Genomic DNA, 25,290 nt, shown 5'->3' on the forward strand with positions numbered 1-25,290 from the left:
CAGGCACGGCCTTGCCGTATGCGCGCGACGGTGGATTTTCGCAAGCGGTTTGCGCGGGCAATTTCCCGGAAATCATCGGCGTGCATCGTTCCGGTGCGCTCACGGCTTGCGGTTTGCGGTTAAGATAATGGCCTGTCTCCACTGCGCTCCAACGGCCGGCCAACCGCCATCCGTCCGTGCAGTCATCACCGCCGACACCCGATCATGAACGCCGAATCCTCCACCGCATCGATGAGCGCAGCGCAATCTGCCAACGCCGAGCCCGTGCAGAGCTGGATCACCGTGCTGCGTGAGCGCATGCGCGAACGCAAATTCGTTGCGCTCGGTCTCGCTCTGGCGGCCATCGGCGTCCTGCAGTTGCTGATACAGAGCATCCTTGAAATCAGCAGCGGCACTGCTCCGCCCGGTCTGAATCTGGCGCTCATCGGCGGTGCCGCCGGGTTCGCCGCCACGGCGCTGGGCGCCTTGCCGGCACTGGTACTGCGCGAACTGCCGCAGCGCGTTGAAGACAGCCTGCTGGGACTGGCCGCCGGCATGATGCTCGCCGCCAGCGCCTTTTCATTGCTGCTGCCGGGACTGGCGGCAGCCGAAAATCTCCTCGACAACAAACTGCTGGGCGCCAGCGTCGTGGTTTTCGGCATGGGCCTCGGCGTGCTGCTGATGCTGGGCCTGGACGCCTTCACGCCGCACGAGCACGACAAGACCGGCCCCTGCGGCCCCGGTTACGAGCGTTGCGGGCGCATCTGGCTGTTCGTCTTCGCCATTGCCCTGCACAACCTGCCGGAAGGCATGGCCATCGGCGTGAGCTTTTCCCAGGCAGACATGGCGGTCGGCCTGCCGCTGACCACCGCCATCGCCCTGCAGGACATTCCCGAAGGCCTGGCCGTTGCCCTGGCGATGCGCGGCGCCGGTTTCGGCGCGCCATTTGCGGTATTGATTGCCGTCCTCACCGGCCTACTCGAACCCCTGGGCGCCCTGCTCGGCATCGGCCTGTCCAGCGGCTTGCCGCTGGCCTATCCGACCGGCCTGGGCCTGGCCGCAGGCGCCATGCTGTTCGTCGTCTCGCATGAAGTCATTCCCGAAACCCATCGCAATGGCCACCAGACGCCCGCGACCCTGGGGTTGATGGCCGGCTTTGCACTGATGATGGTGCTTGACATGACGCTGGGTTAATTTCATTTTTTTTTCAACAGGAGAACCGCTATGGCAACCACGGCAAGCAAAAAGAATCCGACGAAAATCGACATCGGCATCAGCGCCGGCGATCGTGAAAAAATCGCCAAGGGCCTCTCTGCCCTGCTCGCCGACAGCTACACCTTGTATCTGATGACCCACAACTTCCACTGGAACGTCACCGGCCCCCAGTTCAACAGCCTGCACGAGATGTTCATGGCGCAATACACCGAGCAATGGAACGCGCTCGACACCATCGCCGAGCGCATCCGCGCCCTGGGTATCGCGGCACCCGGAACCTACAAGGAATTCGTCAAGCTGGCCTCGATCAAGGAAGTCGAAGGCGTGCCCAAGGCGCTGGACATGGTGCGCCATCTGGTTACCGCCCAGGAAGCCACCGCGCGTACCGCGCGCAAGCTGTTCCCAGTGCTCGAAGCCGCCAACGACCAGCCGACCGCCGATCTGCTGACGCAGCGCCTGGAAGTACACGAAAAGACGGCCTGGATGCTGCGCAGCCTGCTCGAAGACTGAGCTCTGAGTTTCCGCGCTTCCTCTCCCAAGCCCCGCCCTGCGGGGCTTGGTTTTTTCTGGCATGCCGCCGAGCGCTGTCAGATCAGCCGCACCAGTTGCTTGCCGAAGTTCTCGCCGCGCAAAAGACCGATCAGCGCGGCCGGCGCCTGCGCCAGCCCATCCACCACCGTTTCGCGATACTTGATCCGCCCTGCCGCAAAGTGTCGCGTCAGCTCCGCCAGCGCGGCCGGCCAGCGCTCCTGCAACTCGGTGACGATGAAACCCTGCATGCGGATGCGGTTGACGAGGATGGAGCTCAGATTGCGGATGGGATACGGCGCGCTGTTGTACTGGGAAATCATGCCGCACAGGGCAATGCGGGAAAACGCATTCATGCGGCCGAGCAGGATGTCGAAAACCTCGCCGCCCACATTCTCGAACAGGCAGTCGATGCGCGCCGGCGTGGCCGCCTTCAGCGCCGGCCAGAATTCGTCCGCGCCCATCCTGTAGTCGATGCAGTCATCGAAGCCCAGCGTCTCGACCACATAACGGCATTTCTCCGCGCCACCGGCGATACCCACCACCCGACAGCCATGCAGTTTCGCCAGTTGCCCGACGACGCTGCCAACGGCGCCGGCTGCCGCCGTCACCACCACCGTCTCGCCCGGTTGCGTCCGGCAGATGTCGAACAGCCCGATCCATGCCGTCACTCCCGGCATGCCCAGCACGCCGAGACTTGCCGACAGCGGTATCCCTGCATCATCCACCCGACGCAGACCGCTGCCGTCACTGAGCGCATATTCCTGCCAGCCCAGCCGCCCGACCACCTTGTCGCCGGGCCTGAAGCCGGGATGCTGCGAGACGATCACCTCGCCCGCCGTGCCGCCCAGCATCACCTCGCCCAGCGACTGCGGCGGCGCATAGGAACGCGCCTCGTTCATGCGGCCGCGCATGTAGGGATCGAGCGACAGCCAGTGATTGCGCACCAGCAGCTCGCCCTCGCCGGGTTCCGGCAGCGGCGTCTCGACGAGGCGGAAGTTTTCCTCCGACAGCCAGCCTTGCTGCGGCGGCCGGCTGACCAGGATCACCTGCCGATTCCGCCTCATGCGCCGATCACCACGCTCATGCCGCCATCGACGGCCAGGCACTGCCCGGTCACATGGCGCGACGCCGCCGAAGCCAGATACACCACCGCCCCCTGCAAATCCTCGTCGCCGCCCAAACGGCGCAACGGCGTCGCCGCAATCACCTGCGGCGCCGCGACGTCCAGCAGCCCCTGCGACATCTTCGTCGGAAAAAAGCCCGGACAAAGCGCATTCACGTTGATCCCCTGCGGCCCCCATTCGGCCGCCAGCGCGCGGGTAAAATTCACCACCGCCCCCTTGCTGGTGTTGTAGGCAATGGTCTGAATCCCGACCGGATTACCGCCGAGGCCGGCGATCGAGGCGATATTGATGATCTTTCCCGAGCGGCGCGGCAGCATCGTGCGCCGGCCGACTTCGCGCGTCAGAAAGAACAGCGCATCGACATTCAGGTTCATGACCTTGTGCCAGGCCGCGTCCGGATAGTCTTCCGCCGCGGCGCCCCAACTCGCCCCGGCGTTATTCACCAGGATATCGATCTGGCCGTAATGCGCCAGCACGGTATCGACCAGTGCCGGAATCGTCGCCGTCTCGCCGAGATTGCCGGCCACCGGCAGCACGTCCACACCTTGCCCGGCCAGCCGCGCGGCCGCCGCATGCAGCTCATCCGCCTTGCGCGCCACGATGGCCAGCCGCGCGCCCATCTCGCCGAGCGCGCCGGCCATCTGCAGGCCCAGCCCGCGCGAAGCGCCGGTCACCAGCGCCACCTTGCCGCTCAAATCAAACAAGTCCCTGACGCTCATGATTTTCCTTTCCCGTAGCAGACACCGAACCTGCAAATTTGCATTATCGCGCCAGACGAAACGCCGCAGAATTCATCACGCCCTCGACAGCGTATCGAGCACCTGGGGCGAAATCATCATGCTCAGATGCCCCATGGCCGGCAACTGACGATGCTCGGCGCCGGGCAGCATGGCATGGGAAACCGGCAGCACCATGTTGTCCTGCGAGGTGTAACAAGCGATGACCGGCACGCGCAGCGGCATGGCCTGGAAAAACGCGGCCAGTTCGGCCAGCCAGCCCGAGCCGGTTTTCATCTGCGCGGCGTTGCGCCCGATGGCCAGTTCAGCGGCTGCCGTGCCGCGATGCGGCGTGCCCAGGGTGATCAGCTTCGCCACATGCGCTTCCCCATAGCGCCGCAAATAGGCCAGGCAGGCCAGGCCGCCCATGCTGTGGCCGACCAGGGTCACCCGTTCGGCGCCCGTTTGCTCGCGCAGCCAGGCCACGCGGTGGGCAATCTGTTCGGCATAGCCGTCGATGTCGCCGTAGGGCGGCTCCAGCGTCAGCGTCGCCACGCTGCGCCCGGCGGCCTCCAGGCGCGGCTTGAGCCACCACCAGCAGCCACGGTTGCACAGATAGCCATGCACCAGCAGCAGCGGCGTTTCATGCGCCGCATCGCGCAGGCGTCGCGGCGCATCCCCGCGCATCAGCAGCGGCTCGCAGGCCGCGAAGAAGGTGACGGAAGAAAAGGCCAGGATTTCGCGCAGCAACTGCCGCAAATCCCGCCCGCTTGCCGGCACGGGCGTCCTGCTCCCGCCGGTCTCCTGCCGTTCATGGAAATGCGCGTACAGATAAGTCCAGGCCATGGGCCAGGCGCGGCCGAGCGATGCGAAAAACAGGGCGAGCAGCACGGCCGCCCCCGGCGACCAGCCGGACAGGCGCACGAGCGCAGCGATCAACCATCCATAGCCGAACAGCTCGAACAGCAGCAACAGCCGCAACCAGCCTCCCAGCATGGATGGAATCCGTTGCGCGCCGCCGTCTCGTTACACGCGCTCGAAGATGCCCGCTGCGCCCATGCCGGTGCCGATGCACATGGTCACCATGCCGTATTTCAGCTTGCGACGGCGCAGGCCATGCACCACCGTCGCCGAACGGATCGCGCCCGTCGCGCCGAGCGGGTGGCCCAGGGCGATCGCGCCGCCGAGCGGGTTGACCTTGGCCGGGTCGAGCTGCAGATCCTGCAACACCGCCAGCGACTGCGCGGCAAAGGCTTCGTTGAGCTCGATCCAGTCCAGTTGATCCTGGCTGATGCCCGCCGCCTGGCAGGCCAGCGGCACCGCCGCCGACGGGCCGATACCCATGATCTCGGGCGGCACGCCCTTCACGGCGAAGGAAACGAAGCGCGCCAGCGGCGTGAGGTTGAACTGTTTGAGGATCTTTTCGGAAACCAGCAGCAAGGCGCCCGCGCCGTCGGAAGTCTGCGAGCTGTTGCCCGCCGTGACGCTGCCCTTCGCCGCGAATACCGGCTTCAGTCTGGCCAGCGATTCCAGGCTGGTATCAGCGCGCGCGCCTTCGTCCTGGCTGCAGATCCGCGTGCTGATTTCGATCTCGCGCGTCAACAGATTCGGCGTGCGCTCGACGACTTCAACGGACGTCGTCTCGTCCTTGAACTCGCCGGCCTGCTGCGCAGCGATCGCCTTCTGGTGCGACTGCAGCGCAAATGCGTCCTGCGCCTCGCGGCTCACTTTCCACTGCGTCGCCACCTTCTCGGCGGTCAGCCCCATGCCGTAGGCCATGGTAACGTGCTCGTCCTTGAACACGTTCATGTTCATCGACGGATGATGGCCCATCATCGGCACCATCGACATCGACTCGACGCCGGCGGCGATCATCACATCGGCCTGGCCGACGCGGATGCGGTCGGCCGCCATCGCCACCGCCGTGAGGCCCGAGGCGCAATAGCGGTTCACCGTCACGCCGCCGACGGTATTCGGCAGACCGGCCAGCAGCGCGGCCATGCGCGCGACATTGAGCCCCTGCTCCGCCTCGGGAAAGGCGCAGCCGACGATGACGTCCTCGATCAGCTTGGGATCCAGCCCCGGCGCCTGCGCCACGACGGACTGCAGCGCGCGCACCAGCAGATCGTCCGGACGCACGTTGCGGAACATGCCGCGCGGCGCCTTGCCGATCGGCGTGCGGGTCGCGGCCACGATATAGGCATCCTGCAATTGCTTGGTCATATCTATTCTCCTGTTCGCGGGCCGAATCAGTTACGCACCGGCTTGCCGGTCTGCATCATGCCCATGATGCGCTCCTGGGTCTTGGGATGGTTGAGCAGCGTGACGAATGCCTTGCGTTCGAGATCGAGCAGCCATTGCTCATCGACCAGGCTGCCCGGCATCACGTCGCCGCCGCAGACGATTTCGGCAATCATCGAACCCAGCGTGTAATCGTGCTCGGAGATGAAACCGCCATCGCGCATGTTCACCAGTTGCGCCATGATGGTGGCGATGCCGTAACGCCCGGCAACCGGCACCTGGCGACGCAAGGGTGGGCGATAACCGGCGGCGTGCAGCGCGCGCGCTTCGCTCCTGGCGACGTTGAGCAGTTCGTAAGGATTGAAGACGATCACGTCATCGGCGGCGAGATACCCCATCTTCTGCGCCTCATAGGCCGACTTGGAGACGTTGGCCATCGCCGCATTGATGAAGTTGTCCTTGAGAAACTGCAGCAGGTCGTTGCCCTTGGCGTCCTTCGCCGCGCGCAGCGCCGCTTCCTTCAGGCCGCCGCCGGCAGGCACCAGGCCGACGCCGACCTCGACCAGGCCGATATAGGACTCCAGCGCCGCGACACGCTTCGCCGCATGCAGCAACAGCTCGCAACCGCCGCCCAGCGCCAGGCCGGAGACGGCCGCCACCACCGGCACCTGGGCATATTTCATGGCCAGATAGGCCTGCTGCAAGTCATGCACCACCGGCCCGATCGCCTCGACGCCGCCCGACATGAATAGCGGCAGCACCGCCTGCAGATCGGCTCCGGCAGAAAACGCCCCGCCGTCGGCCGCATCGGTATTCCAGATCACCAGACCCTGGTAATTGCGCTCGGCTTCGGCAATGGCCTTGTTGAGGCCGTCGATCACCGCCGGCCCGATCACGTGCATCTTGGTCTTGATCGACAGTACCAGCACCTCGTCATGCTGGTGCCAGATGCGCACGGCATCGTCCTCGAACACCGTGACGCCCGCCGTCTTCGCATCGGCCAGCGGCCCGCTCTCGCCCACCAGCGGCGCGCGGAAAGCCTGACGGCGATACACCGGCAGATCGTTGCGCGGCACGTTGCCCTGCCGCGCGGCCGACCAGGAACCCTCATTGCCATGCACGCCCGCGCGGCCATCGAATACCCAGGCGGGCAGCGGCGCGGCGCACAGCGCGCGGCCGGCGTCGATATCCTCCTTGACCCACTGGGCAACCTGCTGCCAGCCGGCCGACTGCCAGATTTCGAACGGGCCGGTCGTCCAGCCGTAGCCCCAGCGCATGGCGAAATCGATGTCGCGGGCGCTGTCGGCGATGCTTTCCAGATGCAGCGCGGCATAGTGGAAGGCATCGCGGAAGATCGCCCAGAGGAACTGCGCCTGCGGGTGATCGGAGGCACGCAGCGCGGCCATGCGCTTGGCCACGTCCTTTTCCTTGAGCAGCTTGACGACGCTCTCATCGCCCTTGGCCCCGCTGGCCACGTATTCGCCCGTGGCGAAGTCGAAGCGCTGGATTTCCTTGCCGGCCTTCCTGAAGAAACCCGCGCCGGTCTTCTGTCCCAGATTGCCTGCGGCGATCAGCTTTTCCAGCGCGGGCGGCGTGGCATAAACCGTCTGGAACGGATCATCCGGCAGGGATTCGCGCTGCGTCTTGATGACGTGCGCCACGGTGTCCAGACCGACGACGTCGGCGGTGCGGAAAGTGGCCGACTTGGCGCGTCCCAGCCGGGCGCCGGTGAGATCATCGACCACGTCACTGGTCAGGCCGAACTTTCCGGCTTCGTGAATGATGGCGAGGATGCCGAAGATGCCCACGCGATTGGCGATGAAATTCGGCGTGTCCTTGGCGCGCACCACGCCCTTGCCGAGCGTGGTGGTCATGAAGCCTTCGAGGCGGTCGAGGATATCCGGCTGCGTCGTCCGGGTCGGAATCAGTTCAACCAGCGGCATGTAGCGCGGCGGATTGAAGAAATGCACGCCGCAGAAACGCGCCTTCAGTTCATCGCTGAACCCCTCGGCCAGTTCGTTGATCGACAGGCCCGAGGTGTTGGTGGCGAAAATGGCGTGCGGCGCCAGATGCGGCGCGACCTTCCCGTAGAGATCGTGCTTCCAGTCCATGCGCTCGGCAATCGCCTCGATGACGATATCGCACTCCTGCAAGAGCGCCAGATGATCGTCGTAATTGGCGGCCTGGATCAGCGCCGCGTCGGCGGCATTGCCCAGCGGCGCGGGATTCAGCTTCTTGAGATTTTCGATGGCGCGCAGCACGATGCCGTCCTTCGGGCCTTCCTTGGCCGGCAGATCGAACAGCACCACCGGTACCCTGGCATTGACGCAATGCGCGGCGATCTGCGCGCCCATCACGCCGGCGCCCAGTACGGCCACTTTCCTGACGATGAAATTGCTCACGTTGGTCATCTCCTGTCAAAACAATTCGGCTTCGAGATCGATCAGGCAGGCCGCGCCCGAGCGCGCCTGGCGAATCAGCATGGCGGTTTCCGGCAGCAGGCGGGCGTAATAAAAACGTGCCGTCGCCAGCTTGGCCTTGTAGAAGGCATCGCCCGACCCCTGCTTTTCCAGCGCGATCTTCGCCATGCGCGCGAACAGCCAGGCATACACCAGATGCCCGGCAACGCGCAGATAGGGCACGGCGGCAGCGCCCGCTTCGTCCGGGTTCTGCATCGCCTTCATGCCCAGCTCCATGGTCAGCTTGGTGAGCTTGTCGCCCAGCTCGGCAAGCGGTTCGATGAATTCCTTCATCGACTCATCACCGGCATTCTCCGCAATGAAAGCCTGCACCCGCGCGCCGAACTTCTGCAGCTTGGCGCCACCGTCCATCAGTATCTTGCGCGCCAGCAGGTCGAGCGACTGGATGGTGTTGGTGCCTTCGTAGATCATGTTGATGCGCGCATCGCGCACGTACTGCTCCATGCCGTTTTCGGCGATGTAGCCATGGCCGCCGAACACCTGCAACGCCTCGGAGGTCGCCACCCAGCCGTTATCGGTGAGAAAGGCCTTGACGATGGGCGTGAGCAGCGCTAGCAGATCGGCCGCTTCCTCGCGGACCGCCGCATCTGGGTGCTTGGTTTCGAGGTCGGCCTGCAAGGAGACGAAAGTGGTGAAGGCACGCCCGCCTTCCGCATAGGCACGCGCCGTCAGCAGCATGCGGCGCACGTCGGGATGGACGATGATCGGATCGGCCGCCTGCTCCGGCGCCTTGGCGCCCGACAGGCTGCGCATCTGGATGCGCTCACGGGCATAGGCGACGGCATTCTGGTAGGCGACTTCGGTCAGGCCCAGCGATTGCAGGCCCACGCCCAGACGGGCTTCGTTCATCATCACGAACATCGCATTCAGGCCCTTGTGCGGCTCGCCGATGATCCAGCCGGTCGCGCCATCGAGATTCATCTGGCAGGTAGCGTTGCCGTGGATGCCCATCTTCTCCTCGATCGCGCCGCAGGAAATCGCATTGCGCGCGCCCGGATTGCCGTTGGCATCCGGCAGGAACTTCGGCACCAGGAACAGCGAGATACCGCGCGTGCCGGCCGGCGCGTCCGGCAGCCGCGCCAGCACCAGATGCACGATGTTGGCCGCCATGTCGTGCTCGCCGGCCGAAATGAAAATCTTCGCGCCGCTGATCCTGTACGAGCCATCCGCCTGCGGCTCGGCCTTGCTGCGCAGCAGGCCCAGATCGGTGCCGCAATGCGGCTCGGTCAGACACATCGTCCCCATCCACTCGCCGGCGATCAGTCTGGGCAGATAGAAAGCCTTCTGTTCGGGCGTGCCGTGCGCGCGCAGACAGGCATAGGCGCCGTGCGAGAGTCCCGGATACATGGTCCACGCCTGGTTTGCCGAATTGAGCATTTCCAGCATCACGCTGCTCATGACGTGCGGCAGGCCCTGGCCGCCAAATTCCGGATCGCAAGCCAGCGATGGCCAGCCGGCCTCGATGTACTGCTGGTAAGCCTCTTTGTAGCCCTTGGGCGTGGTGACGGCCTGCGTCGCCGGGTCGTAATGGCAGCCTTCGCGGTCACCGCTGTGGTTCAGCGGGAACAGCACCCTGCTGCAGAACTTGCCCATTTCCTCGACCACCTGATCGATGGTTTCGGCGTCGATATCGGCATGGGGCGGCAACTTGCGCAGTTCTGCCTCGACGTTCAGTAATTCATGCATGACGAATTGCAGGTCACGCAGGGGTGGGGTGTATTGAGCCATCGTCATCTCCTCGAAAACCGGTTGCCGTGAATGATCGTGCCGCCCGATCGGCGCTCAGGCCGGCTGTTTTTCCCGCTTGCCGGCAGGCTTGGGCGGCAATTCCGCCAGCGGCGCGCGCAGACCGCCAATGAGAAAAGCCACCAGCCGCGCGTGCAGGGCGCTGCTGTCGCTGTCGTCGAGGCCACCCAGCACGTTCAGGGCATCGGCCCCGGACGTGGCATAGGACATGGCCCCCAGCATGAAATGAAAGCGCCAGAGAATTTCCTCCTCCGGCACGTCGGGCAGGGCGTGAAACAGCGCCGTCTTGAAACGCGGCACGGCCACCGCATACTCGCGCACCAGAAACTCCCGGATGGCAGGTGCCGGTGCGGTATAGGTGCGTCCGAGCAAGCGCATGAAATTGTTGCCGCCTCCTTCCTTGTCGGCCGCCATGCGGAGCGACACGCCGAAGAAGGCTTCGAGTATCTGACGCGGCCGCAGCGCCGCGCCACCGGCGGCGGCCTCCAGTTGGTCGAGTTCCCGCAGGCATTGCTCGTTGAGCCAGCCCAGGCGCTGGCGGAAGATCTCTTCGATGAGCTGATCCTTGGAACCGAAGTGGTAATTGACAGCCGCCAGATTCACCCCGGCCTTGCCGGTTATCTGGCGCAGCGTCGTGGCCTCGAAGCCATGCTCGATGAACAGCAGTTCAGCGGCACGCAGGATGCGGTTACGGGTATCGGGTTCGGACATGGCAGGCAAACGGTTGTTTGAAACAGAACTTGATTTAAGCAAAACAACCTTGCCGGGTCAAGCAGATTTCAACGATTGGCTGGGCAAGCCCTGGAACCATCAGTTGCCCACGACCTGCGGTGGCTTGCCGGTGCGCAGGCCAGCACTCAAACGCGGCAAATGATCCCCTGCCACAGGCGCCCGCCCAGGCTGGTCGCATTCAGCAAGCCATACACGCCGAAGCCCAGCACCAGCAGCCCCGAAACCACCCGCACCAGTTTCGCCCGACTGAAGGCGCGTAGACGCTGCAGCAGCAGGCCGGCCAACAGCAGGTTGGGCAGCGTACCCAGGCCGAAAGCCAGCATCAAACCAGCACCGCGCAAGGCGCTGCCCGACATCAGGGCCGTGGTCAGCGCACTGTAGACCATGCCGCAGGGCAGAAAGCCCCAGAGCATGCCCAGCGGCAGCGCCTGGCTCACCCGGCGGGCCGGCAGGAAACGCCGCGACAGCGGTTGTATCCTCAGCCAGATGCGCTGGCCGGCACGTTCGAGAAATTGCAGGGATTGATTCAGCCCGAGCAGATACAGGCCGAGGGCGACCAGCATCAGATTGGCCGCGACATACAGCGTCATCTGCATCGGCAGCAGATGCTCGAACAGCAAGCCCAGGCTGCCCACCGCGCCCAGCGCCGCGCCGGCCAGGCTGTAGCTGGAGATGCGGCCGAGGTTGTAGGCAAGATGCAGCGGCAGATTGGCCAGTGCCGCCCGCATCGGCCGCCCGCCGGCGGATGCTGCCCCGGCCGCGCCGGGCATCTGCATACTCAGGGCGCCGACGATGCCGCCGCACATGGCGATGCAATGCGTGCCGCCCAGGAAGCCGACCAGGAACAGGGCGATGAAACCGGTATCGGGCATCGGCATCTCCGAAAATCCGCTGCGCGCCAGCCGGCTCGGCCGGCTCAGATCACCTTGGAATACCGCGCGCCTTCCTGCGGACGGCGCAGGTAGCGGTCGAAAGCCATGGCAATCACCCGCACCAGCATGCGCCCGGAGAGATGTACGCGCAACTGGCGCTCGCCGATGCTCAGCAGACCGGCGGCTTCCATCTCGCCCAGGGCGGCCAATTCCTCGGCGAAATAGGACTTGAAGTCGATCTGATGCGCCAGTTCGATGGCCGCGATGTCGAGCTCGAAATGACACATCAACTGCTGAATGATGGAACGGCGCAGCAGGTCGTCCGCATTCAGCTCGATGCCGCGCATCACCGGCAGCACGCCCTGGTCGAGCAGGTCGTAATACTCGTCCAGCGTCTTCACGTTCTGGCCGTAGCTGGGCCCGCACTTGCTGATCGCAGAAATGCCGAAGGCCAGCAGATCGGCCTCGGCATGCGTCGAATACCCCTGGAAGTTACGATGCAGGCGCCCCTGGTTCTGGGCGACGGTCAGCTCGTCATCGGGCTTGGCGAAGTGATCCATGCCGATGAAGACATAGCCAGCCTCGGCCAAACGGCGGATGGCCAGTTGCAGGATTTCCAGCTTGGCATCGGGACTCGGCAGATCGGCCTCGTTGATGCGCCGCTGCGGCTTCACCAGATGCGGCAGATGGGCATAGTTGTAGATCGACAGGCGATCCGGATCCAGCCCGATCACCTCATCCAGCGTACGGTTGAAACTTTCCACGCTCTGGAAGGGCAGGCCGTAGATCAGATCCACGCTCACCGACTTGAACTGATTGCATCGCGCCGCCTCGATGACCAGGCGGGTTTCCTCCAGGCTCTGGATGCGGTTAACCGCCTTTTGCACTACCGGATCGAAATCCTGCACGCCCAGGCTCATGCGGTTGAAACCGAGTTCGCCCAGCAGTTGCACGGTTGCTTCATCCACCTTGCGGGGATCCACTTCGATGGAATATTCGCCATCCGGCAGCAGGCGGAAATGCTCGCGCGTCATGTCCATGAGCAGGCGCATTTCCTCGTGCGACAGGAAAGTCGGCGTGCCGCCGCCCCAGTGCAACTGCACCACGTCATGCTCGCCCTCCAGCAGGGAAGCCTGCAGGGCAAGCTCCTTGCCGAGATATTTCAGATATTTGGCCGAGCGCCCATGATCCTTGGTGATGATCTTGTTGCAGGCGCAGTAGTAGCAGATGGTATTGCAGAACGGAATGTGGAAGTACAGCGACAGCGGCTTGCTGACGCCGGCCACCGTGCGGCTGCCCAGCCATTTTTTGTAGCTGTCGGGACCGAAATCATTGGTAAAGCGGTCGGCCGTCGGATAAGAGGTATATCGCGGCCCGCTGACATCGAAACGCCGGATGATCCGTTCGTCGAAAATGGCCGCGATGCCCGACTCATGCTGTACTGCGCTCATAACTCTCCGTGCCCATCAAAATGATCGGCCACCCGCAAGCGGCGAAGTGGCAAATCCAGAACCCGCTAGCCTACCATAGCGGCCATCCACTCACCCGCTCAAGCTGCCCACGGCGAGAAAAAGCCCAGCGGATTCCGCGTCATGGCCACGGCAACGATATAGGCGAACGTCAGCACCGCCAGCAACCCGCAGACAACGCGCAGCGTCTTGCCGCGGCCGGCCTTCAGCGTCAGGGAACCGAGGATGATGTAGGCGATCAGGCCGAGTACCTTGGCCGTCAGCCAGGGTTCAACGAAGGGATATTGCTCGCTCATCACCACCAGCACGACGGCCGCGGTAAACAGCAGCGTATCGACGACATGCGGCGCGATGCGCAGCCAGCGCGCCTGCAGCCAGGGCGAATCGCGCAGCATCAGGATGCCGCGCAGTAAAAATCCCAGCCCGCTCAGAATGACGCAGGCGATATGCAGATGCTTGAAAGCGATATACACGTTTCCTCCTTCAGCTTCGGTGAAGCCGTCACGCCACGCTCATGAATCCACGGACGGCCCTGCCCGTCCGTGGGATGAAAAATTCATGCTATGGTTTCGCCTCACAGGAAATCCCCATGCCCACCGAAAAACCCGAAACCCGCGATATTACGCAGATCCTCGCGCGCCTGCCGCTCTTCGTCGAGCTTGCCCCGGAACAGATCGCCCACATCACCGCAAACACACGCGAAAAACGCCTGCAAAAAGGCGAAATGCTCTTCCACAAGGGCGATATGCCGCGCGGCTTCTACCTGGTCGTCTTCGGCCAGATAAAACTGGCTTTCCCCTCCAGCCAGGGCAACGAAAAAGTCATCAACATCCTCGGCCCGCACCAGAGTTTCGGCGAAGCGGCGATGTTCATGGACTGCCCCTACCCCGTCTTTGCCGAATCGCTCTCCGACACGCTGCTGCTGCACATTGCCCGCAATGCGGTCATCGACCTGCTCGAACAGGATCCCTCCTTCGCCCGCCGCATGCTGGCCGGGCTGTCGATGCGCCTGCACGCGCTGGTGCAGGATGTCGAATCCTATTCACTGCGCTCGACCACCCAGCGCGTCATCGGCTTCCTGCTCCAGCAGGGCAAGGAAGAAGCCCATGGCGAGACGGAAATCACCATCGCCCTGACCACCTCGAAACAGGTCATCGCCTCGCGCCTCAGCCTGACGCCGGAAACGCTCTCGCGCGTCTTCCACGACCTTTCGAACTCCGGGCTGATTACCGTGCATGGCAAGCAGATCACGATCCACGACATGCGCCGCCTGCGTCAATTCGAGCTGTGAACGACGGCGTGAGCGGCGGCATGTTCGCGGCGGAAATCCACATAGAGCCGTAGCGCCCGCAACAGATTCCACTCCAGCCAGGCGAAGGACAGCACCAGCGCCCAACCCGCCGCGGTTGCGAATGCCGGCCGGACCACGGCGAGCAGCAGCAGCGCCAGCGCCAGCAGATAGGCAGCCCACTGGCCGCGCATCATGCGCTCCGGAATCATCTGCTTCATGTTGGGCGGCAGCGTCCTGAGATGCTCGAGCTTCTGCAGATGCAGCCAGATCATGAACGGCACGATCTTGTAGAGCATGCCGCTGATCACCGAGACGAAGACGCCATGCAGGGCCAGCGCGCCCAGCCACACCAGGCTGCGCGGATGCCTTGCCAGATCCGGCAGGACAAGCAGAGCCAGCCATGACAGCAGGATCGCCAGCAGGGCCAGCATGGCGCTGCGCCAGAACAGGAAAGTCGGATCGACGATCCGCCGTCGGCGGTTCTTCTGCAGCCACAGCGTGACCAGCGCATAGGCCGCCGCAAGCGTCAGCCCCAGCAGCGTGATGCCCTTGGCCAGGCCGTCGAGGGTTAGGGACTTGCCAAAAAACTGCAATCCCGACCAGACCAGCAGCACGGCCAGCAGGGCCAACGGCAACCAGCGGCTGACCTGCGCCGGATACGCCGGCGTCAGGAGAAACATCGGCACCACCATGTAGGACACGGCCATGACCAGCAGCAAGGCCCAGCCGCCCAATCCCCAGGCGGCATGCGCATTGACCAGCCGAGGCAACGACCAGCCGGTCAGCTCGATGAAGCGCCCCTGCCATCCCAGCATGCTGACCAGCAGCAGCCCGAACAGCAGCGTCATGGCAAGGCCGAACAGGGACAGACGCAAGGTCCGCACCGTCACGCCCGTCGCCGGCGTTTTCAGCAATGCCATGCCGACAGCGGCGATGAACAGGCCGAGACCCAGGGCAAACAGCAGGCCGGCCAGCGGAAACAGCCAGAGCCAGGACTGCGCGGCGAGAAATGCCGTGACCAGTGTCATGGCGGCCAGAACGAGCAGCGGATGCACCACATTGGCGAGCAGCGCGGGACGCCAGACGTTGCTGCCGGTCGCCACCGGCACGAACTGCAGCAGTGCGCCGCACATGGCCTGCAGCATGAAGCCGACGGAAAACAGATGCGTCAGCGCAAGAACGGAGGGATTCCAGCGCGATGCCAGCGCCTCGCCGCCCTGCACCGCCAGCAGCAAGCCGGCAGCGACGCCAAACAGCGGCGCCAGCAGAAAAAAACGGAAGGGCACCGAAATCGGCGGCGCCTGTTCAAACGACAGATTCGCGCGCATCGCCCCAATGCCCTCAGGCTTTGCTGATGCGGATCTCGTTATCGCCGTTGGCTTTGAACTCGGCCACGTAACGATAGCCGTTGCGCCTGAGTATCGAATACAGCGGATGCGGCTCGCAGTGCAGCAACAGGAGCAACTCCTGCCCCGGCTGCAGCGTATCCAGCGCCGCGAGCGTCAGCTCCAGGGGCTCCGGCGGCTGCAGATTACGGCCGTCGATGACCAGCGGATCGAGTGCCATGGCTCATCGACCCGCGGCAGCCAGGCGCTGCCGCAATTCACCGGCCAGCGCATCGACCTGCCCCGCCAGCGCCTGATCGCACATCGGATAGAGGATGTTTTCCTCCTTCATGTTGTGCTGCTGCATCAGGATCAGCAAGGTCTCGGCCGCGCCGGCAAAGGCATCGGCATCCTGCGCCGCCAGGGCCGCATCCATTTGCCCGGCGAGTTCGCGCATCTGTCCGTGCTCCATGCGCATCACCCGGGTCGGCCCTTCGCGCATCCCCGTGGCCTCCTCGAAGGCCGGGAACAGCAAGGCTTCCTCGGCATCCAGATGCGCCAGCAGTTCCGCGACGAAGCGCGTCTGGGATGCCGCGCAAGCCGGCCAGTCACCTTGCTGCGCGGCTTCTTCGGCGGCGGAAAAAAGCTCGTCGCAATGCTTGTGATGCGGCGGGAGGATTTCACGAATGTCCGGCATGCTTGCCTCGAAGATATGAGAATCGGCCAGCTATTTTATGACATCGCTCCAGACATGCCTTGACTGCGGTCAAGCGGCCCCGGCGGCTCCGGCCACGCCAAGCCCGCGCCAGGCATGGAGGAGATGCAATGCAACCCGGAATGAAACTCAGGTTTCCCGCACGTATTCCCCGGGCGCATCGCCAAGCGCGGGATACTCGCGGGTCGTCGTCGGCCCGGCCTTGACCAGCTTGCCGGCCTGGGGCTTGAGCCAGGCCATCCAGTCTTCCCACCACGATCCCTGCCGATGCTCGGCACGCTCATGCCAGCTTTCGGGGGTATCGTGGCGCTCCGCAGTCCCCACCCAATATTCGCGCTTCGGCGGATTGACCGGCGGATTGACGATCCCCAGGATGTGCCCGGAGCTGGACAGCACATTGCGCTTCGACCCGCAGACGAAATTGTTGACCCGGAAGGTCTGCCGCCAGGGTGCAATATGATCGTCGGCCGCACCCACGGAATAGACCGGCTGCTTGATCCGCTCGAGATCGATTGCCTCGCCGGCGATGGTCAGCGCATCTTTCTTGATGAGATTGTTGTTGAGATAGAACTCGCGCAAATACCACTGGTGCATGTCAGCCGGCATGCGCGTCGCATCCATGTTCCAGTACAGCACGTCGAAAGGCGGCGGCGTCTCGCCATATAGATAGCCATGCACCACATAGTGCCAGATCAGGCTATTGGAACGCAGCAAGCGGAAAGCGGTGGCCATTTCCTGGCCTTCGAGAAACCCCTTGGCCTGCATGTTCTTCGACAGCCACTGTATGGTGCTTTCATCGAGGAAAATCTCGATATCGCCCGGCTTGTGGTAATCGACCAGCGCCGTCAGCAGGGTCACGCTGGAAACCGGCATTTCACGCGCCGAATAGCGCCGGTTGGCCCAGGCCATGTAGGTCGTCAGCGCTGCCCCGCCGATGCAGTAGCCGACCGCATTGACCTGCTTCGCGCCGCTGATCTCGCGGGCGACGTGGATGATCTTGTCGATACCCTCGCTCAGATAATCATCGAAACTCACCTCGCTCATCGTCTGATCGGGATTCTTCCAACTGGTGATGAACACGCTGAAGCCCTGATCGAGCAGATACTTCACCATGCTCTTGGCCGGCGTCATGTCGAGGATGTAGTGCTTGTTGATCCAGGCCGTCACGATGACCAGCGGCTTTTCGAAGTTCTTTTCGACCGTCGGCGTGTAATGGATCACCTCCAGCAGGCGATTGCGGAAAACCACCTTGCCCGGCGTCGTCGCCAGATTCTTGCCGACGGTGAAATGGCTCGGGTCGGTCATGCGCACCGTGCCGGCCTTGAGATCATCGAGCATGATCTCGAGACCGCGCGCAAGACTCTGTCCGTTGCTCTCGATGGCTTTGCGCTGGGCCACCGGATTGGACCAGAAGAAATTGGTCGGCGCCATGGCATTCAGCCATTCGCGCCACCAGAACGCCGCCTTGCGCCGCTCCCTGCTCGACAGCCCCGGCGTTTCATGCAGCATGTCCAACGTCTGGCGCGTAAACAACAGATACCACTGCCGGAGAATTCCCCAGGTTGCGATATCGCGCCATTCCGGATCGCTGAAGCGCTGATCGTCGGCATGCGGCCGGACGACATCCTCCGCCTGCATTCCCAAGGCGCGCTGCCAAGTATGCCACTGCAAGGTAAGCACGTCCGTCGAAAAGCGGCTCAGGGACTCGGCCAGCTCCTGGGGATGCAGCCACCAGGCCATCTGGGCATGCACCAGCGGCGCCATCATGCCGATCGGATCGATCCGGCTCTCGACCGCATCATGCACCGCCTGCCAGGCATCTTTCGGTGTCATGGGAGTGCTTTTTTGTACCGTGCTATCGGAAAGGCTCATGATGCGGATGGCTCCAGGAAAGAAGACGGTGCGGCCAGGCCGGCAGAATCATTCCTGCTGCCGGCCACTTCCCTTCATGGCCGAAATCCATCTGCCTGAAATGGGAAAGGGGATGATTATAATCGCTTGCCCATACCACATCGCGATGAGGTGCGTCATGTTCAAGCATATCCTGGTACCAACCGATGGCTCGGAACTATCCACCGTTGCCGTTCGGCACGCTGTGAACTTTGCCCGGGAGACCGGCGCAAAAATCACTTTCTTCTATGCCAAACCGGACTACCCCATCAGCTTCTACGGCGAAGGCGCCCTGATCGACCCGACGACACCGGAAAAGTTCGCCGAAATGGCCGATGCGCAGGCGCAGACCATCCTGGCAGCCGCAGCGGCAGAGGCGCAGCGCGCCGGCGTCCCCTGCGACAGCGTCAGCCATATCAATGACATCGCCTACGCGGCCATCATCGAGGCCGCAATCACGGCCGGCTGCGATCTGATTTTCATGGCCTCGCACGGTCGCCGCGGCATCAGCAGCCTGCTGCTCGGCAGTGAAACCCAGAAAGTGCTGACCCATTCGAAAATTCCGGTTCTCGTCTGGCGCTGAACGAACTGAACGGGCCGAGTGTACTGAATGCACCGAGTACACGCCGGCCACGATAATTGCTTTAATTGCTCCACCTTGCCGGACGGACTTTATCCATCCTGTTTTTTTGCATTTTTTTATTTATACTGGGCAAAAAATTATTGGCCAGTACAGTTGCCGCCCCGTCTGGGCATTGCACAACTGGCGATATATACTGCAGCGGCCAAGTGACCATGCCGGACAAGACGGCTTGAGTTCACTGGTTCGCTGCAAAAATGAAAATTGGGAGGGGGATTCAATTGACCGGGCTACCGCTTACACGACGGCTACGCTGCATCCCCGAGGTGCGTCCCGCATTCCGCATTTCCTGCATTCCACGTTCGATGCCCCGCACCCGCGCCGTTTCGCACGCTGCACTCTCCCTGCCAATGAGCAACGCCACCCAACCAGCCGCACCGCTCATCCTCGCATCCCGCCCCTCGCGCGGCCGCTGCCCGCGCGGCGCCATGGTGCGCACCATGCGAATACCCAATACATGCAATGGGTCGCCACATGAATCAAAATCACTGCATGTCACGTCGATGGCAAGAACCCCGGAACATCGGAACCTCGAAATCCCGGAAACCAACGGCCGATGAAAAACATAGGAGAAGCAAATTGAAAACAGGATTTCTGAAGCTATTACCGGCGATCGTCATGTCGCTGGCGCCCTTGCTGGCCAACGCACAGATGGCATATAACGCCGCGACCTTCGACTCGGACGAATCCGCTCCCGCCCTGGAAAGCGCCAGCACCCGGCTTCAGTCGGCGCAATTCCTCAAAGGCGACATTACGGCGCCGGATACGGCCTATCCCCGGCTCCCGGGCGCCGCCGCCCGGCCTGTTTCGGACACCGCCGAAACAGCAAACGAACCGGAACCGGAAGCGGCATACGACCCGATGCCGGAGCCAGCACCCGAGCCGATGCCGGAACCGGAACCAGCGCCAGCCCCCATGCCCGAGCCCTCACCCGAACCATCGCCTGAACCGGTTGCCACGGCAAGCGTCCCATCCGCCCCACCCACCCCATCCACTCCATCCGCCTACGAAACCCCAAGCAGCAACTACGGCTACAACAACACCTACGGCGGCGCGAACGCGCGCCCAGGTCTGGACAGCCAGTCCCATTGGCAGATTCGCAATGGCGAACGGCTCTCCGACATCTTTGCCCGCTGGGCCTCAAGCATAGGCTGGCAGACGACCTGGGAACCCGAAGACCTGGTCGCGCTTGCCGACCTGGAACTCGACGACAGCTTTACCGGCGCCATCACCAAGGTCGTCGATGCCCTCAACCGGAACGGTGCGAACGTACAGGCACAGTTCTACGCGGCCAACCGCATGTTGCGAATCATGGCGAGGAAGTAAGACGATGCGACCCACTGCAAAAACCACACTCATCCCTCTGCTGCTGATTTCGCTGCTGGTTACCGCCGGGTGCGCCAGCAAGCGCGTGGCGCCGATGCAGAAGAACGTCAACGCCACGAACGAGGAAATCAACAAATACCTTCAGGAAATCAATCGCAGCAATGCCGGGGCGAAGGCCGCCGTGGATAATCCGGAAGGCATCTGGCTGCCCGTCCGCAAGCTCCGCGACAACGAGCTCCAGGTTTCCGGCCACCGCGCAACCAGCCGACGCTTTTCGGTCAATCGCGAATTCCGCACCATCCAGGACGTTGCCGAGCGCGTCACCCTGCTCATGGGCGTCCCGGTCACGGTCGCTCCGGAGGCGCTGCCTTCCGCGCAAGCCGGCCAGACTGGCGCAACCGCGAATACGGCCACGGCCGCGCAGCCCAGCCTGCCGGGCATGACGCCGGCATTCGGCTACGCCATGGCCAGCAGCGGCCAGCATGGCATCCCCATCAGCTACGACGGCCCACTCTCCGGCTTTCTCGATGTTGCCGCAGCCCGCTTCGGCCTGAGCTGGGAGTGGCTGGGCGACGGCATCCGCTTCTATCGCTACACCACCCGCACCTTCCGTCTGGCCGCGCTGCCGGGTGAAACCATCCTGCAGAACATGGTCTCCAACACCACGGGAGGCTCCTCCTCCGGCGGAGGCGGCAGTGGCGGCAGCGACAGCGCCTCCTCCGAGACCAAGCAGAAAACCCAGGTCGACTCCAAGCTGTCCGTCTGGTCGGCCGTCGAGGACTCGATCAAGGGCATGCTCTCCGATAAAGGCACCGTGACCGTGACCGCGGCCACGGGCACCGTGACCGTGACCGACCGGCCGGAAATCGTCTCGCAGGTCGGCAAGTACATCGAGTCGCAAAATGCTTCCTTGAGCAAGCAGGTCGTGGTCAATGTCCGGGTCCTCTCCGTGGAGCTGAGCAATGGCGAGCAATACGGCATCAACTGGGGCCTGGCCTACCAGTCGATGTCGGGCAACCTCGGCTTCAAGTTCTCCAACAACTTCGTCGACGCCGCCAGTGCCGGCGGTTCCAATCTGGCGCTGAACGTGCTGACGACGGCAGGCCAGGCGACGAATTCCGACATCCAATCCTGGGCCGGCTCGCAAGCGCTGATCAATGCCCTGTCGAGTCAGGGGCATGTTTCCCAGATCACCTCGGCTTCGCTGACCACCCTCAACAACCAGTCGGCGCCCTTGCAGGTCGGCCGGCAGACGACCTACCTCGCCTCATCGACCACCACGGTCACCCAGGGCGCGGGATCGACGACCACGCTGCAGCCCGGCATGCTGACCACCGGCTTCTCGATGACCATCGTGCCGCACATCCTGGATCGCGGCCGGCTGATGCTCCAGTATGCGGTCGATATCTCCTCGCTGCTGCGCATGTACACGGTCAACTCGAACAACTCCAGCATCCAGGCGCCGGATGTCGATACCCGCAACTTCCTGCAGCGCGTCATGCTCAACAGCGGCGATACGCTGGTCATGACGGGGTTTGAGCAAAACACGACCAATGCCACGACCGAAGGCATGGGCAAGGCCAGCAATCCCATGCTGGGCGGTGGCGTCAATGGCAAGCGCAATCGCAGCGTGCTGGTCATCCTGATTCAACCCATCGTGGCGGACTGATTGATGGCCACTGAGCGAACTGCGCCCGGTCTGACAGGAGCAGGCTTCCAGACCTTCGAGTTTGGAAGGCGTACCTTCGTTTCCGGCTTGTTCTGGCAGCCGCTGCCCGGCGCGACTGCCCGGTTGCGCATGGTCGAGCTGCAGAAAATGGCGGAAGAGCAAGGTTTCGACCTTGCCGTCCTGCGTACCTCGGGCATCCCCCAGGCAGGCTTCGGCACGCAACTGGACGGCCTCAAGCCAGGCATGCTGTCTGTCGCCGCAATGATCTCGAAGTCGCTGGAAGTGGCCAACCGGGATCGCAGCTTTCTCTGCGCCATGGAAGTGCCGGGCAAGAAATGGCTGTACGTCGCGCAGCGCGAAGGCGTGCTGTTGCACGATGGCGACCTGCTCGGCAGCGAGGACTTCATTCGCAGCCGCATGATGACCGACCTGTCGCTGGCCGACTGGCAAACGGTCTTTGCCCCGGCGCAGTGGGGCATTCCCCATGGCATCGAGCGCCAGTTCGAAGAACTGCTGCCCAAAAAAGGCGACAAATACAGCTTCAAGAAATGGTGGGAAATCCGCCTGATCCGCAACATCTGGCTGGATCTGATCCGCAACAATCCGAAACTGCACGCCCTCCTGATCGCCCTGGCGCTCATCTTCGGCGGTTACCAGCTGTGGGAACACTATCGCGCCACGAAAGAACTGGAAGCGCTCGAACGGAAGGAAGCGGCCGAACAGGCGGCACGCGAGCTCGCCGCTGCCGAACAGCCGTGGAAAAAACAGCCGCCGGCCGCGCAGTTTCTGGCAGCCTGCAATACCGCGCTGGGCCAGGTCAAGACCTTCTGGCCGGGAAACTGGACGCCATCCACGAGCGTTTGCGCTGAAGGAAAGCTCACCATGTCCTGGTCACGCCAGGAGACCGGACGCATCGAGCATCTGCTTGCCCTGCAGCCGGATGCGGAAATATCGCCGGACGGCAATCGCGCAACGCTGACCATACCGCTCGAACTGCCCCCCGGCACGAACGAAGTCCTGCCCAAGGCACGTGAAAAGCTGCTGGACATGCTCGACTTCTCGCAGCGCTACGGCATCGGACTCTCGGTCAGTGACACCACCGGCAAATCGGCCGTTCTCGGTCAACCCAACCTGTCTGACGGCAGTTGGAAAACCTTGGAGTGGACGATAGGAGACATGCTGCTTGCACCTGACACGATCCTCCCGGTGCTTGACGGCCCCGGTTTGCGGATCAGCAAAATCACATTGACATTCAGCGAGGGCATGATGAAATGGACCATGGAGGGAATGCAATATGTACAGCCATAAGAAAATCGCGCTGGCCTTGATCGCCACCGCCGGTATCGCCGCGGCAATGCCGGCTTTCGCCCAGCAGAGCATTCCCGAGCAGTTGCAGCAGATCAACGAATCCATCGCCCTGCTCAACGCCAAGCGGCAGGAGCTCGAACTGCGCGCGCAGATCGTCGCCAAACAGGGTGAAATCGATCAGCTCACCAATAGCGGCATGAGCAACATGGACAGGCTGCGCCAGCCCGTCGTGCAGTCCATCGAAGGCGCCGACGGCAAAATGGTGGCCACGTTGATCTTTGGCAGCGGCCAGCAGCAGACCGTCAAACAGGGCGACCGGATTCCCGGCGGCTGGACGGTTTCCAAGATCGGCGTCGATGCCGTGCATATCACCCGTGGCGGAGAAAAGGCGCGTCTCAGCTATGGTTACGAACCCCCGCAGTCACCCGCCCAGATGATGCCGGTACCTCCGCTCACCCCCAGAGGACAATGAATCCATGGAAGTCCCACCCAGCACCGAGCAAAACAAACAGGGCGTTCCGCTGACGGGGGTAAACGGAAAGTTTGCCGTTGACGCCTCGTTGCGCGAAAAGCTCTGCCTGCTCGACGATGGCCGTCTGCTGATTTCCAAGTCGCACATCTTCGACCCGACGGTCAATGCCTTCATCGGCCGTCTCAAGCGACTCAAGGTGCCGCACCACATCCTGCAAGTGGACATGCGGGTCATTGCCAACATGTACGAGGAAGCGCAGCCCATGCGGCTCAGCACTTCATTCTCGGAAATGCAGGACATGGCCAAGGGGTTGTTCCGCAAGGCGACGCGTCTGCGCGCTTCGGACATTCACATCCGGGTCGATAGCTGGCACAAGACGCAAATCTACTTCCGCATCCAGAACGATCTGGAATTCATCGAGGAACACCCCTACGAAACCGGCGACAAGCTGTGCACGGCGATCTACCAGTCGATGGCCGACATCGGCGACTCCACCTTCGAACCGCTGTCGCGCCAGGACGCACGCATTTCCGATCGCACCAAGCTGCCGGAAGGAATCGACGGCATCCGGATTGCAACGAGTCCGAAGACCGGCGGCTTCATCTTCGTCATGCGTCTGCTCTACAACGACACGACGGAAGCACAGGACTTGCGCTCGCTGGGCTTCAGCGGCGAGCAGTCGGACAACATCGAGCTGATGAAGCAGTGCCCGACCGGCATCATCGTCATCGGCGGACCGACCGGCAGCGGCAAATCGACCACCCTGCAACGGGTGCTATCGACCATCATCCGTGAAGAAGCCGGCAAGAAACACGTCATCACGGTCGAGGATCCGCCGGAATACCCGATTCTCGGCGCCATACAGACGCCGGTGACCAATGCGCAGACCGAAGAGGAGCGCTCCCGAGCCTTCCAGGCGGCCATCAAATCGGCCATGCGCCTCGATCCGGACGTCATCATGATCGGTGAAATCCGCGACACGCCTTCCGCACGGCTGGCCGTGCAGGCGGCGATGACCGGCCACCAGGTATGGACCACGGTACATGCCAACAATGCCCTGGCCATTCTCGACCGGCTGATCGACCTGGGCGTGGCGGTCGAGCTGCTCGCCGATTCCTCGATCATCACCGGACTGATCTGCCAGCGTCTGCTGAAAGTTCTCTGTCCCGACTGCAAAGTGCCGATCAACACGGTGCTCGATCGCTACTCCCCGGCCGATCTGCAACGCATCATGAGCGTGGCCGAACTGGAAAAAGTCCATGTCATCGGCAGCGGCTGCGAGAACTGCCGCAATACCGGCATCGTCGGCCGCACCGTCGTGGCCGAGACCGTGGTTCCGGACGACAAACTGCTTTTCCTCATCCGCCAGCGCGACAAACCTGCCGCCCTGACCTACTGGCGCAACGAACTGCGCGGTCTGACCATGAAAGATCATGCCCTGGTGAAAATCATCCAGGGCTCGGTCGATCCGTTCCAGGTGGAAATGGTCGTCGGCCGCCTGACCAAGAGTGATGACTCCCTGCATCACTTCGCCTGACGCTGAATGAAA

General features: G+C 63.2%; 24 protein-coding genes. 10 read left to right on the forward strand and 14 right to left on the reverse strand.

Going from position 1 to position 25,290, the window contains the following annotated elements; translation table 11 throughout:
• Nucleotides 1-204: 204 nt before the first annotated feature.
• Together SDENCHOL_RS09430 and SDENCHOL_RS09435 are read left to right on the forward strand one after the other, a co-directional pair.
• The gene (locus SDENCHOL_RS09430) at nt 205-1,173 is read left to right on the forward strand and encodes a ZIP family metal transporter (protein ID WP_197706892.1); all 969 of its coding nucleotides are present in this window, start codon (nt 205-207) and stop codon (nt 1,171-1,173) included.
• A 30-nt stretch (nt 1,174-1,203) separates the two neighbouring features.
• On the forward strand, nt 1,204-1,704 hold the full coding sequence (locus tag SDENCHOL_RS09435; protein ID WP_154716997.1) for a Dps family protein: 501 nt from the start codon (nt 1,204-1,206) through the stop codon (nt 1,702-1,704).
• Nucleotides 1,705-1,781: 77 nt separating this feature from the next.
• On the opposite strand, the gene SDENCHOL_RS09440 is transcribed toward SDENCHOL_RS09435, so the two are convergent.
• The 7 genes from SDENCHOL_RS09440 to SDENCHOL_RS09470 all read right to left on the reverse strand — a co-directional run bounded on the left by SDENCHOL_RS09440 (nt 1,782) and on the right by SDENCHOL_RS09470 (nt 10,743).
• Complete coding sequence (locus SDENCHOL_RS09440; RefSeq protein WP_154716998.1) at nt 1,782-2,789, reverse strand: NADP-dependent oxidoreductase; 1,008 nt, start codon at nt 2,787-2,789, stop codon at nt 1,782-1,784.
• Nucleotides 2,786-3,568 carry an SDR family oxidoreductase gene (locus SDENCHOL_RS09445; protein ID WP_154716999.1) on the reverse strand — a complete coding sequence of 261 codons (783 nt, stop codon included), beginning with the start codon at nt 3,566-3,568 and terminating at the stop codon, nt 2,786-2,788. Before SDENCHOL_RS09445 ends, SDENCHOL_RS09440 begins: the two co-directional genes overlap by 4 nt.
• Nucleotides 3,569-3,643: 75 nt before the next feature.
• Complete coding sequence (locus SDENCHOL_RS09450) at nt 3,644-4,561, reverse strand: lipase family alpha/beta hydrolase (protein ID WP_154717000.1); 918 nt, start codon at nt 4,559-4,561, stop codon at nt 3,644-3,646.
• A gap of 30 nt (nt 4,562-4,591) precedes the next feature.
• Nucleotides 4,592-5,788, reverse strand: coding sequence for an acetyl-CoA C-acyltransferase (locus tag SDENCHOL_RS09455; RefSeq protein ID WP_154717001.1), 1,197 nt, complete (start codon nt 5,786-5,788; stop codon nt 4,592-4,594).
• 26 nt (nt 5,789-5,814) lie between these two features.
• Nucleotides 5,815-8,217 carry a 3-hydroxyacyl-CoA dehydrogenase/enoyl-CoA hydratase family protein gene (locus SDENCHOL_RS09460; protein ID WP_231912960.1) on the reverse strand — a complete coding sequence of 801 codons (2,403 nt, stop codon included), beginning with the start codon at nt 8,215-8,217 and terminating at the stop codon, nt 5,815-5,817.
• Nucleotides 8,218-8,223: 6 nt separating this feature from the next.
• Nucleotides 8,224-10,014: an acyl-CoA dehydrogenase C-terminal domain-containing protein gene (locus SDENCHOL_RS09465; protein ID WP_154717003.1), complete on the reverse strand. Its 1,791-nt coding sequence runs from the start codon at nt 10,012-10,014 to the stop codon at nt 8,224-8,226.
• A gap of 54 nt (nt 10,015-10,068) precedes the next feature.
• A complete protein-coding gene (locus SDENCHOL_RS09470; protein ID WP_154717004.1) occupies nt 10,069-10,743 on the reverse strand; it encodes a TetR/AcrR family transcriptional regulator in 675 nt (224 codons plus the stop codon).
• Between SDENCHOL_RS09470 and SDENCHOL_RS09475 the strand changes: the two genes are divergently transcribed.
• The gene (locus tag SDENCHOL_RS09475; RefSeq protein WP_154717005.1) at nt 10,742-10,906 is read left to right on the forward strand and encodes a hypothetical protein; all 165 of its coding nucleotides are present in this window, start codon (nt 10,742-10,744) and stop codon (nt 10,904-10,906) included. The genes SDENCHOL_RS09470 and SDENCHOL_RS09475 overlap by 2 nt on opposite strands.
• On the opposite strand, the gene SDENCHOL_RS09480 is transcribed toward SDENCHOL_RS09475, so the two are convergent.
• The 3 genes from SDENCHOL_RS09480 to SDENCHOL_RS09490 form a co-directional block, all read right to left on the reverse strand.
• Complete coding sequence (locus SDENCHOL_RS09480; protein WP_154717006.1) at nt 10,890-11,636, reverse strand: sulfite exporter TauE/SafE family protein; 747 nt, start codon at nt 11,634-11,636, stop codon at nt 10,890-10,892. The two genes, SDENCHOL_RS09475 and SDENCHOL_RS09480, sit on opposite strands and share 17 nt — an antisense overlap.
• 44 nt (nt 11,637-11,680) lie before the next feature.
• The gene (gene hemN / locus SDENCHOL_RS09485) at nt 11,681-13,087 is read right to left on the reverse strand and encodes an oxygen-independent coproporphyrinogen III oxidase (RefSeq protein WP_154717007.1); all 1,407 of its coding nucleotides are present in this window, start codon (nt 13,085-13,087) and stop codon (nt 11,681-11,683) included.
• A 98-nt stretch (nt 13,088-13,185) separates the two neighbouring features.
• Complete coding sequence (locus SDENCHOL_RS09490) at nt 13,186-13,578, reverse strand: SirB2 family protein (protein WP_154717008.1); 393 nt, start codon at nt 13,576-13,578, stop codon at nt 13,186-13,188.
• Between the two features lie 116 nt (nt 13,579-13,694).
• Between SDENCHOL_RS09490 and SDENCHOL_RS09495 the strand changes: the two genes are divergently transcribed.
• Nucleotides 13,695-14,396, forward strand: coding sequence for a Crp/Fnr family transcriptional regulator (locus tag SDENCHOL_RS09495; protein ID WP_154717009.1), 702 nt, complete (start codon nt 13,695-13,697; stop codon nt 14,394-14,396).
• On the opposite strand, the gene SDENCHOL_RS09500 is transcribed toward SDENCHOL_RS09495, so the two are convergent.
• From SDENCHOL_RS09500 to SDENCHOL_RS09515, 4 genes are all read right to left on the reverse strand, one after another.
• Nucleotides 14,381-15,724 (reverse strand): hypothetical protein, encoded by a 1,344-nt coding sequence (locus tag SDENCHOL_RS09500; RefSeq protein ID WP_154717010.1) that lies wholly within the window; start codon nt 15,722-15,724, stop codon nt 14,381-14,383. The two genes, SDENCHOL_RS09495 and SDENCHOL_RS09500, sit on opposite strands and share 16 nt — an antisense overlap.
• 13 nt (nt 15,725-15,737) lie before the next feature.
• Entirely contained in the window at nt 15,738-15,962 is a 225-nt protein-coding gene (locus SDENCHOL_RS09505) for a DUF2249 domain-containing protein (RefSeq protein WP_154717011.1), read from the reverse strand.
• Nucleotides 15,963-15,965: 3 nt separating this feature from the next.
• Nucleotides 15,966-16,418 (reverse strand): hemerythrin domain-containing protein, encoded by a 453-nt coding sequence (locus SDENCHOL_RS09510; RefSeq protein WP_154717012.1) that lies wholly within the window; start codon nt 16,416-16,418, stop codon nt 15,966-15,968.
• Between the two features lie 147 nt (nt 16,419-16,565).
• Nucleotides 16,566-18,269 (reverse strand): PHA/PHB synthase family protein, encoded by a 1,704-nt coding sequence (locus SDENCHOL_RS09515; RefSeq protein ID WP_231912961.1) that lies wholly within the window; start codon nt 18,267-18,269, stop codon nt 16,566-16,568.
• Between the two features lie 196 nt (nt 18,270-18,465).
• Between SDENCHOL_RS09515 and SDENCHOL_RS09520 the strand changes: the two genes are divergently transcribed.
• The 6 genes from SDENCHOL_RS09520 to SDENCHOL_RS09545 all read left to right on the forward strand — a co-directional run bounded on the left by SDENCHOL_RS09520 (nt 18,466) and on the right by SDENCHOL_RS09545 (nt 25,278).
• On the forward strand, nt 18,466-18,909 hold the full coding sequence (locus SDENCHOL_RS09520) for a universal stress protein (protein WP_154717013.1): 444 nt from the start codon (nt 18,466-18,468) through the stop codon (nt 18,907-18,909).
• 531 nt (nt 18,910-19,440) lie between these two features.
• The gene (locus tag SDENCHOL_RS14225) at nt 19,441-20,292 is read left to right on the forward strand and encodes a toxin co-regulated pilus biosynthesis Q family protein (protein WP_231912962.1); all 852 of its coding nucleotides are present in this window, start codon (nt 19,441-19,443) and stop codon (nt 20,290-20,292) included.
• Between the two features lie 4 nt (nt 20,293-20,296).
• The gene (locus SDENCHOL_RS09530; RefSeq protein WP_172955051.1) at nt 20,297-21,961 is read left to right on the forward strand and encodes a PilN family type IVB pilus formation outer membrane protein; all 1,665 of its coding nucleotides are present in this window, start codon (nt 20,297-20,299) and stop codon (nt 21,959-21,961) included.
• A 3-nt stretch (nt 21,962-21,964) separates the two neighbouring features.
• Entirely contained in the window at nt 21,965-23,269 is a 1,305-nt protein-coding gene (pilO2, locus tag SDENCHOL_RS09535) for a type 4b pilus protein PilO2 (RefSeq protein WP_154717015.1), read from the forward strand.
• Nucleotides 23,256-23,741 carry a type IV pilus biogenesis protein PilP gene (gene pilP, locus SDENCHOL_RS09540; RefSeq protein WP_154717016.1) on the forward strand — a complete coding sequence of 162 codons (486 nt, stop codon included), beginning with the start codon at nt 23,256-23,258 and terminating at the stop codon, nt 23,739-23,741. Before pilO2 ends, pilP begins: the two co-directional genes overlap by 14 nt.
• A 4-nt stretch (nt 23,742-23,745) precedes the next feature.
• Complete coding sequence (locus tag SDENCHOL_RS09545; RefSeq protein WP_154717017.1) at nt 23,746-25,278, forward strand: GspE/PulE family protein; 1,533 nt, start codon at nt 23,746-23,748, stop codon at nt 25,276-25,278.
• Nucleotides 25,279-25,290: the final 12 nt, after the last annotated feature.

Origin of the sequence: Sterolibacterium denitrificans (assembly GCF_900174485.1) — a bacterium.
GTDB classification, from domain to species: domain Bacteria; phylum Pseudomonadota; class Gammaproteobacteria; order Burkholderiales; family Rhodocyclaceae; genus Sterolibacterium; species Sterolibacterium denitrificans.

Bases quoted from the DNA above. Each gene is read 5' to 3' on its own strand.
- SDENCHOL_RS09430 (WP_197706892.1), top strand. From the start codon at position 205: ATGAACGCCGAATCCTCCACCGCATCGATGAGCGCAGCGCAATCTGCC.
- SDENCHOL_RS09435 (WP_154716997.1), top strand. From the start codon at position 1,204: ATGGCAACCACGGCAAGCAAAAAGAATCCGACGAAAATCGACATCGGC.
- SDENCHOL_RS09440 (WP_154716998.1), bottom strand. From the start codon at position 2,789: ATGAGGCGGAATCGGCAGGTGATCCTGGTCAGCCGGCCGCCGCAGCAA.
- SDENCHOL_RS09445 (WP_154716999.1), bottom strand. From the start codon at position 3,568: ATGAGCGTCAGGGACTTGTTTGATTTGAGCGGCAAGGTGGCGCTGGTG.
- SDENCHOL_RS09450 (WP_154717000.1), bottom strand. From the start codon at position 4,561: ATGCTGGGAGGCTGGTTGCGGCTGTTGCTGCTGTTCGAGCTGTTCGGC.
- SDENCHOL_RS09455 (WP_154717001.1), bottom strand. From the start codon at position 5,788: ATGACCAAGCAATTGCAGGATGCCTATATCGTGGCCGCGACCCGCACG.
- SDENCHOL_RS09460 (WP_231912960.1), bottom strand. From the start codon at position 8,217: ATGACCAACGTGAGCAATTTCATCGTCAGGAAAGTGGCCGTACTGGGC.
- SDENCHOL_RS09465 (WP_154717003.1), bottom strand. From the start codon at position 10,014: ATGGCTCAATACACCCCACCCCTGCGTGACCTGCAATTCGTCATGCAT.
- SDENCHOL_RS09475 (WP_154717005.1), top strand. From the start codon at position 10,742: ATGGCAGGCAAACGGTTGTTTGAAACAGAACTTGATTTAAGCAAAACA.
- SDENCHOL_RS09470 (WP_154717004.1), bottom strand. From the start codon at position 10,743: ATGTCCGAACCCGATACCCGTAACCGCATCCTGCGTGCCGCTGAACTG.
- SDENCHOL_RS09480 (WP_154717006.1), bottom strand. From the start codon at position 11,636: ATGCCCGATACCGGTTTCATCGCCCTGTTCCTGGTCGGCTTCCTGGGC.
- hemN (WP_154717007.1), bottom strand. From the start codon at position 13,087: ATGAGCGCAGTACAGCATGAGTCGGGCATCGCGGCCATTTTCGACGAA.
- SDENCHOL_RS09495 (WP_154717009.1), top strand. From the start codon at position 13,695: ATGCCCACCGAAAAACCCGAAACCCGCGATATTACGCAGATCCTCGCG.
- SDENCHOL_RS09500 (WP_154717010.1), bottom strand. From the start codon at position 15,724: ATGCGCGCGAATCTGTCGTTTGAACAGGCGCCGCCGATTTCGGTGCCC.
- SDENCHOL_RS09505 (WP_154717011.1), bottom strand. From the start codon at position 15,962: ATGGCACTCGATCCGCTGGTCATCGACGGCCGTAATCTGCAGCCGCCG.
- SDENCHOL_RS09510 (WP_154717012.1), bottom strand. From the start codon at position 16,418: ATGCCGGACATTCGTGAAATCCTCCCGCCGCATCACAAGCATTGCGAC.
- SDENCHOL_RS09515 (WP_231912961.1), bottom strand. From the start codon at position 18,269: ATGACACCGAAAGATGCCTGGCAGGCGGTGCATGATGCGGTCGAGAGC.
- SDENCHOL_RS09520 (WP_154717013.1), top strand. From the start codon at position 18,466: ATGTTCAAGCATATCCTGGTACCAACCGATGGCTCGGAACTATCCACC.
- SDENCHOL_RS14225 (WP_231912962.1), top strand. From the start codon at position 19,441: ATGAATCAAAATCACTGCATGTCACGTCGATGGCAAGAACCCCGGAAC.
- SDENCHOL_RS09530 (WP_172955051.1), top strand. From the start codon at position 20,297: ATGCGACCCACTGCAAAAACCACACTCATCCCTCTGCTGCTGATTTCG.
- pilO2 (WP_154717015.1), top strand. From the start codon at position 21,965: ATGGCCACTGAGCGAACTGCGCCCGGTCTGACAGGAGCAGGCTTCCAG.
- pilP (WP_154717016.1), top strand. From the start codon at position 23,256: ATGTACAGCCATAAGAAAATCGCGCTGGCCTTGATCGCCACCGCCGGT.
- SDENCHOL_RS09545 (WP_154717017.1), top strand. From the start codon at position 23,746: ATGGAAGTCCCACCCAGCACCGAGCAAAACAAACAGGGCGTTCCGCTG.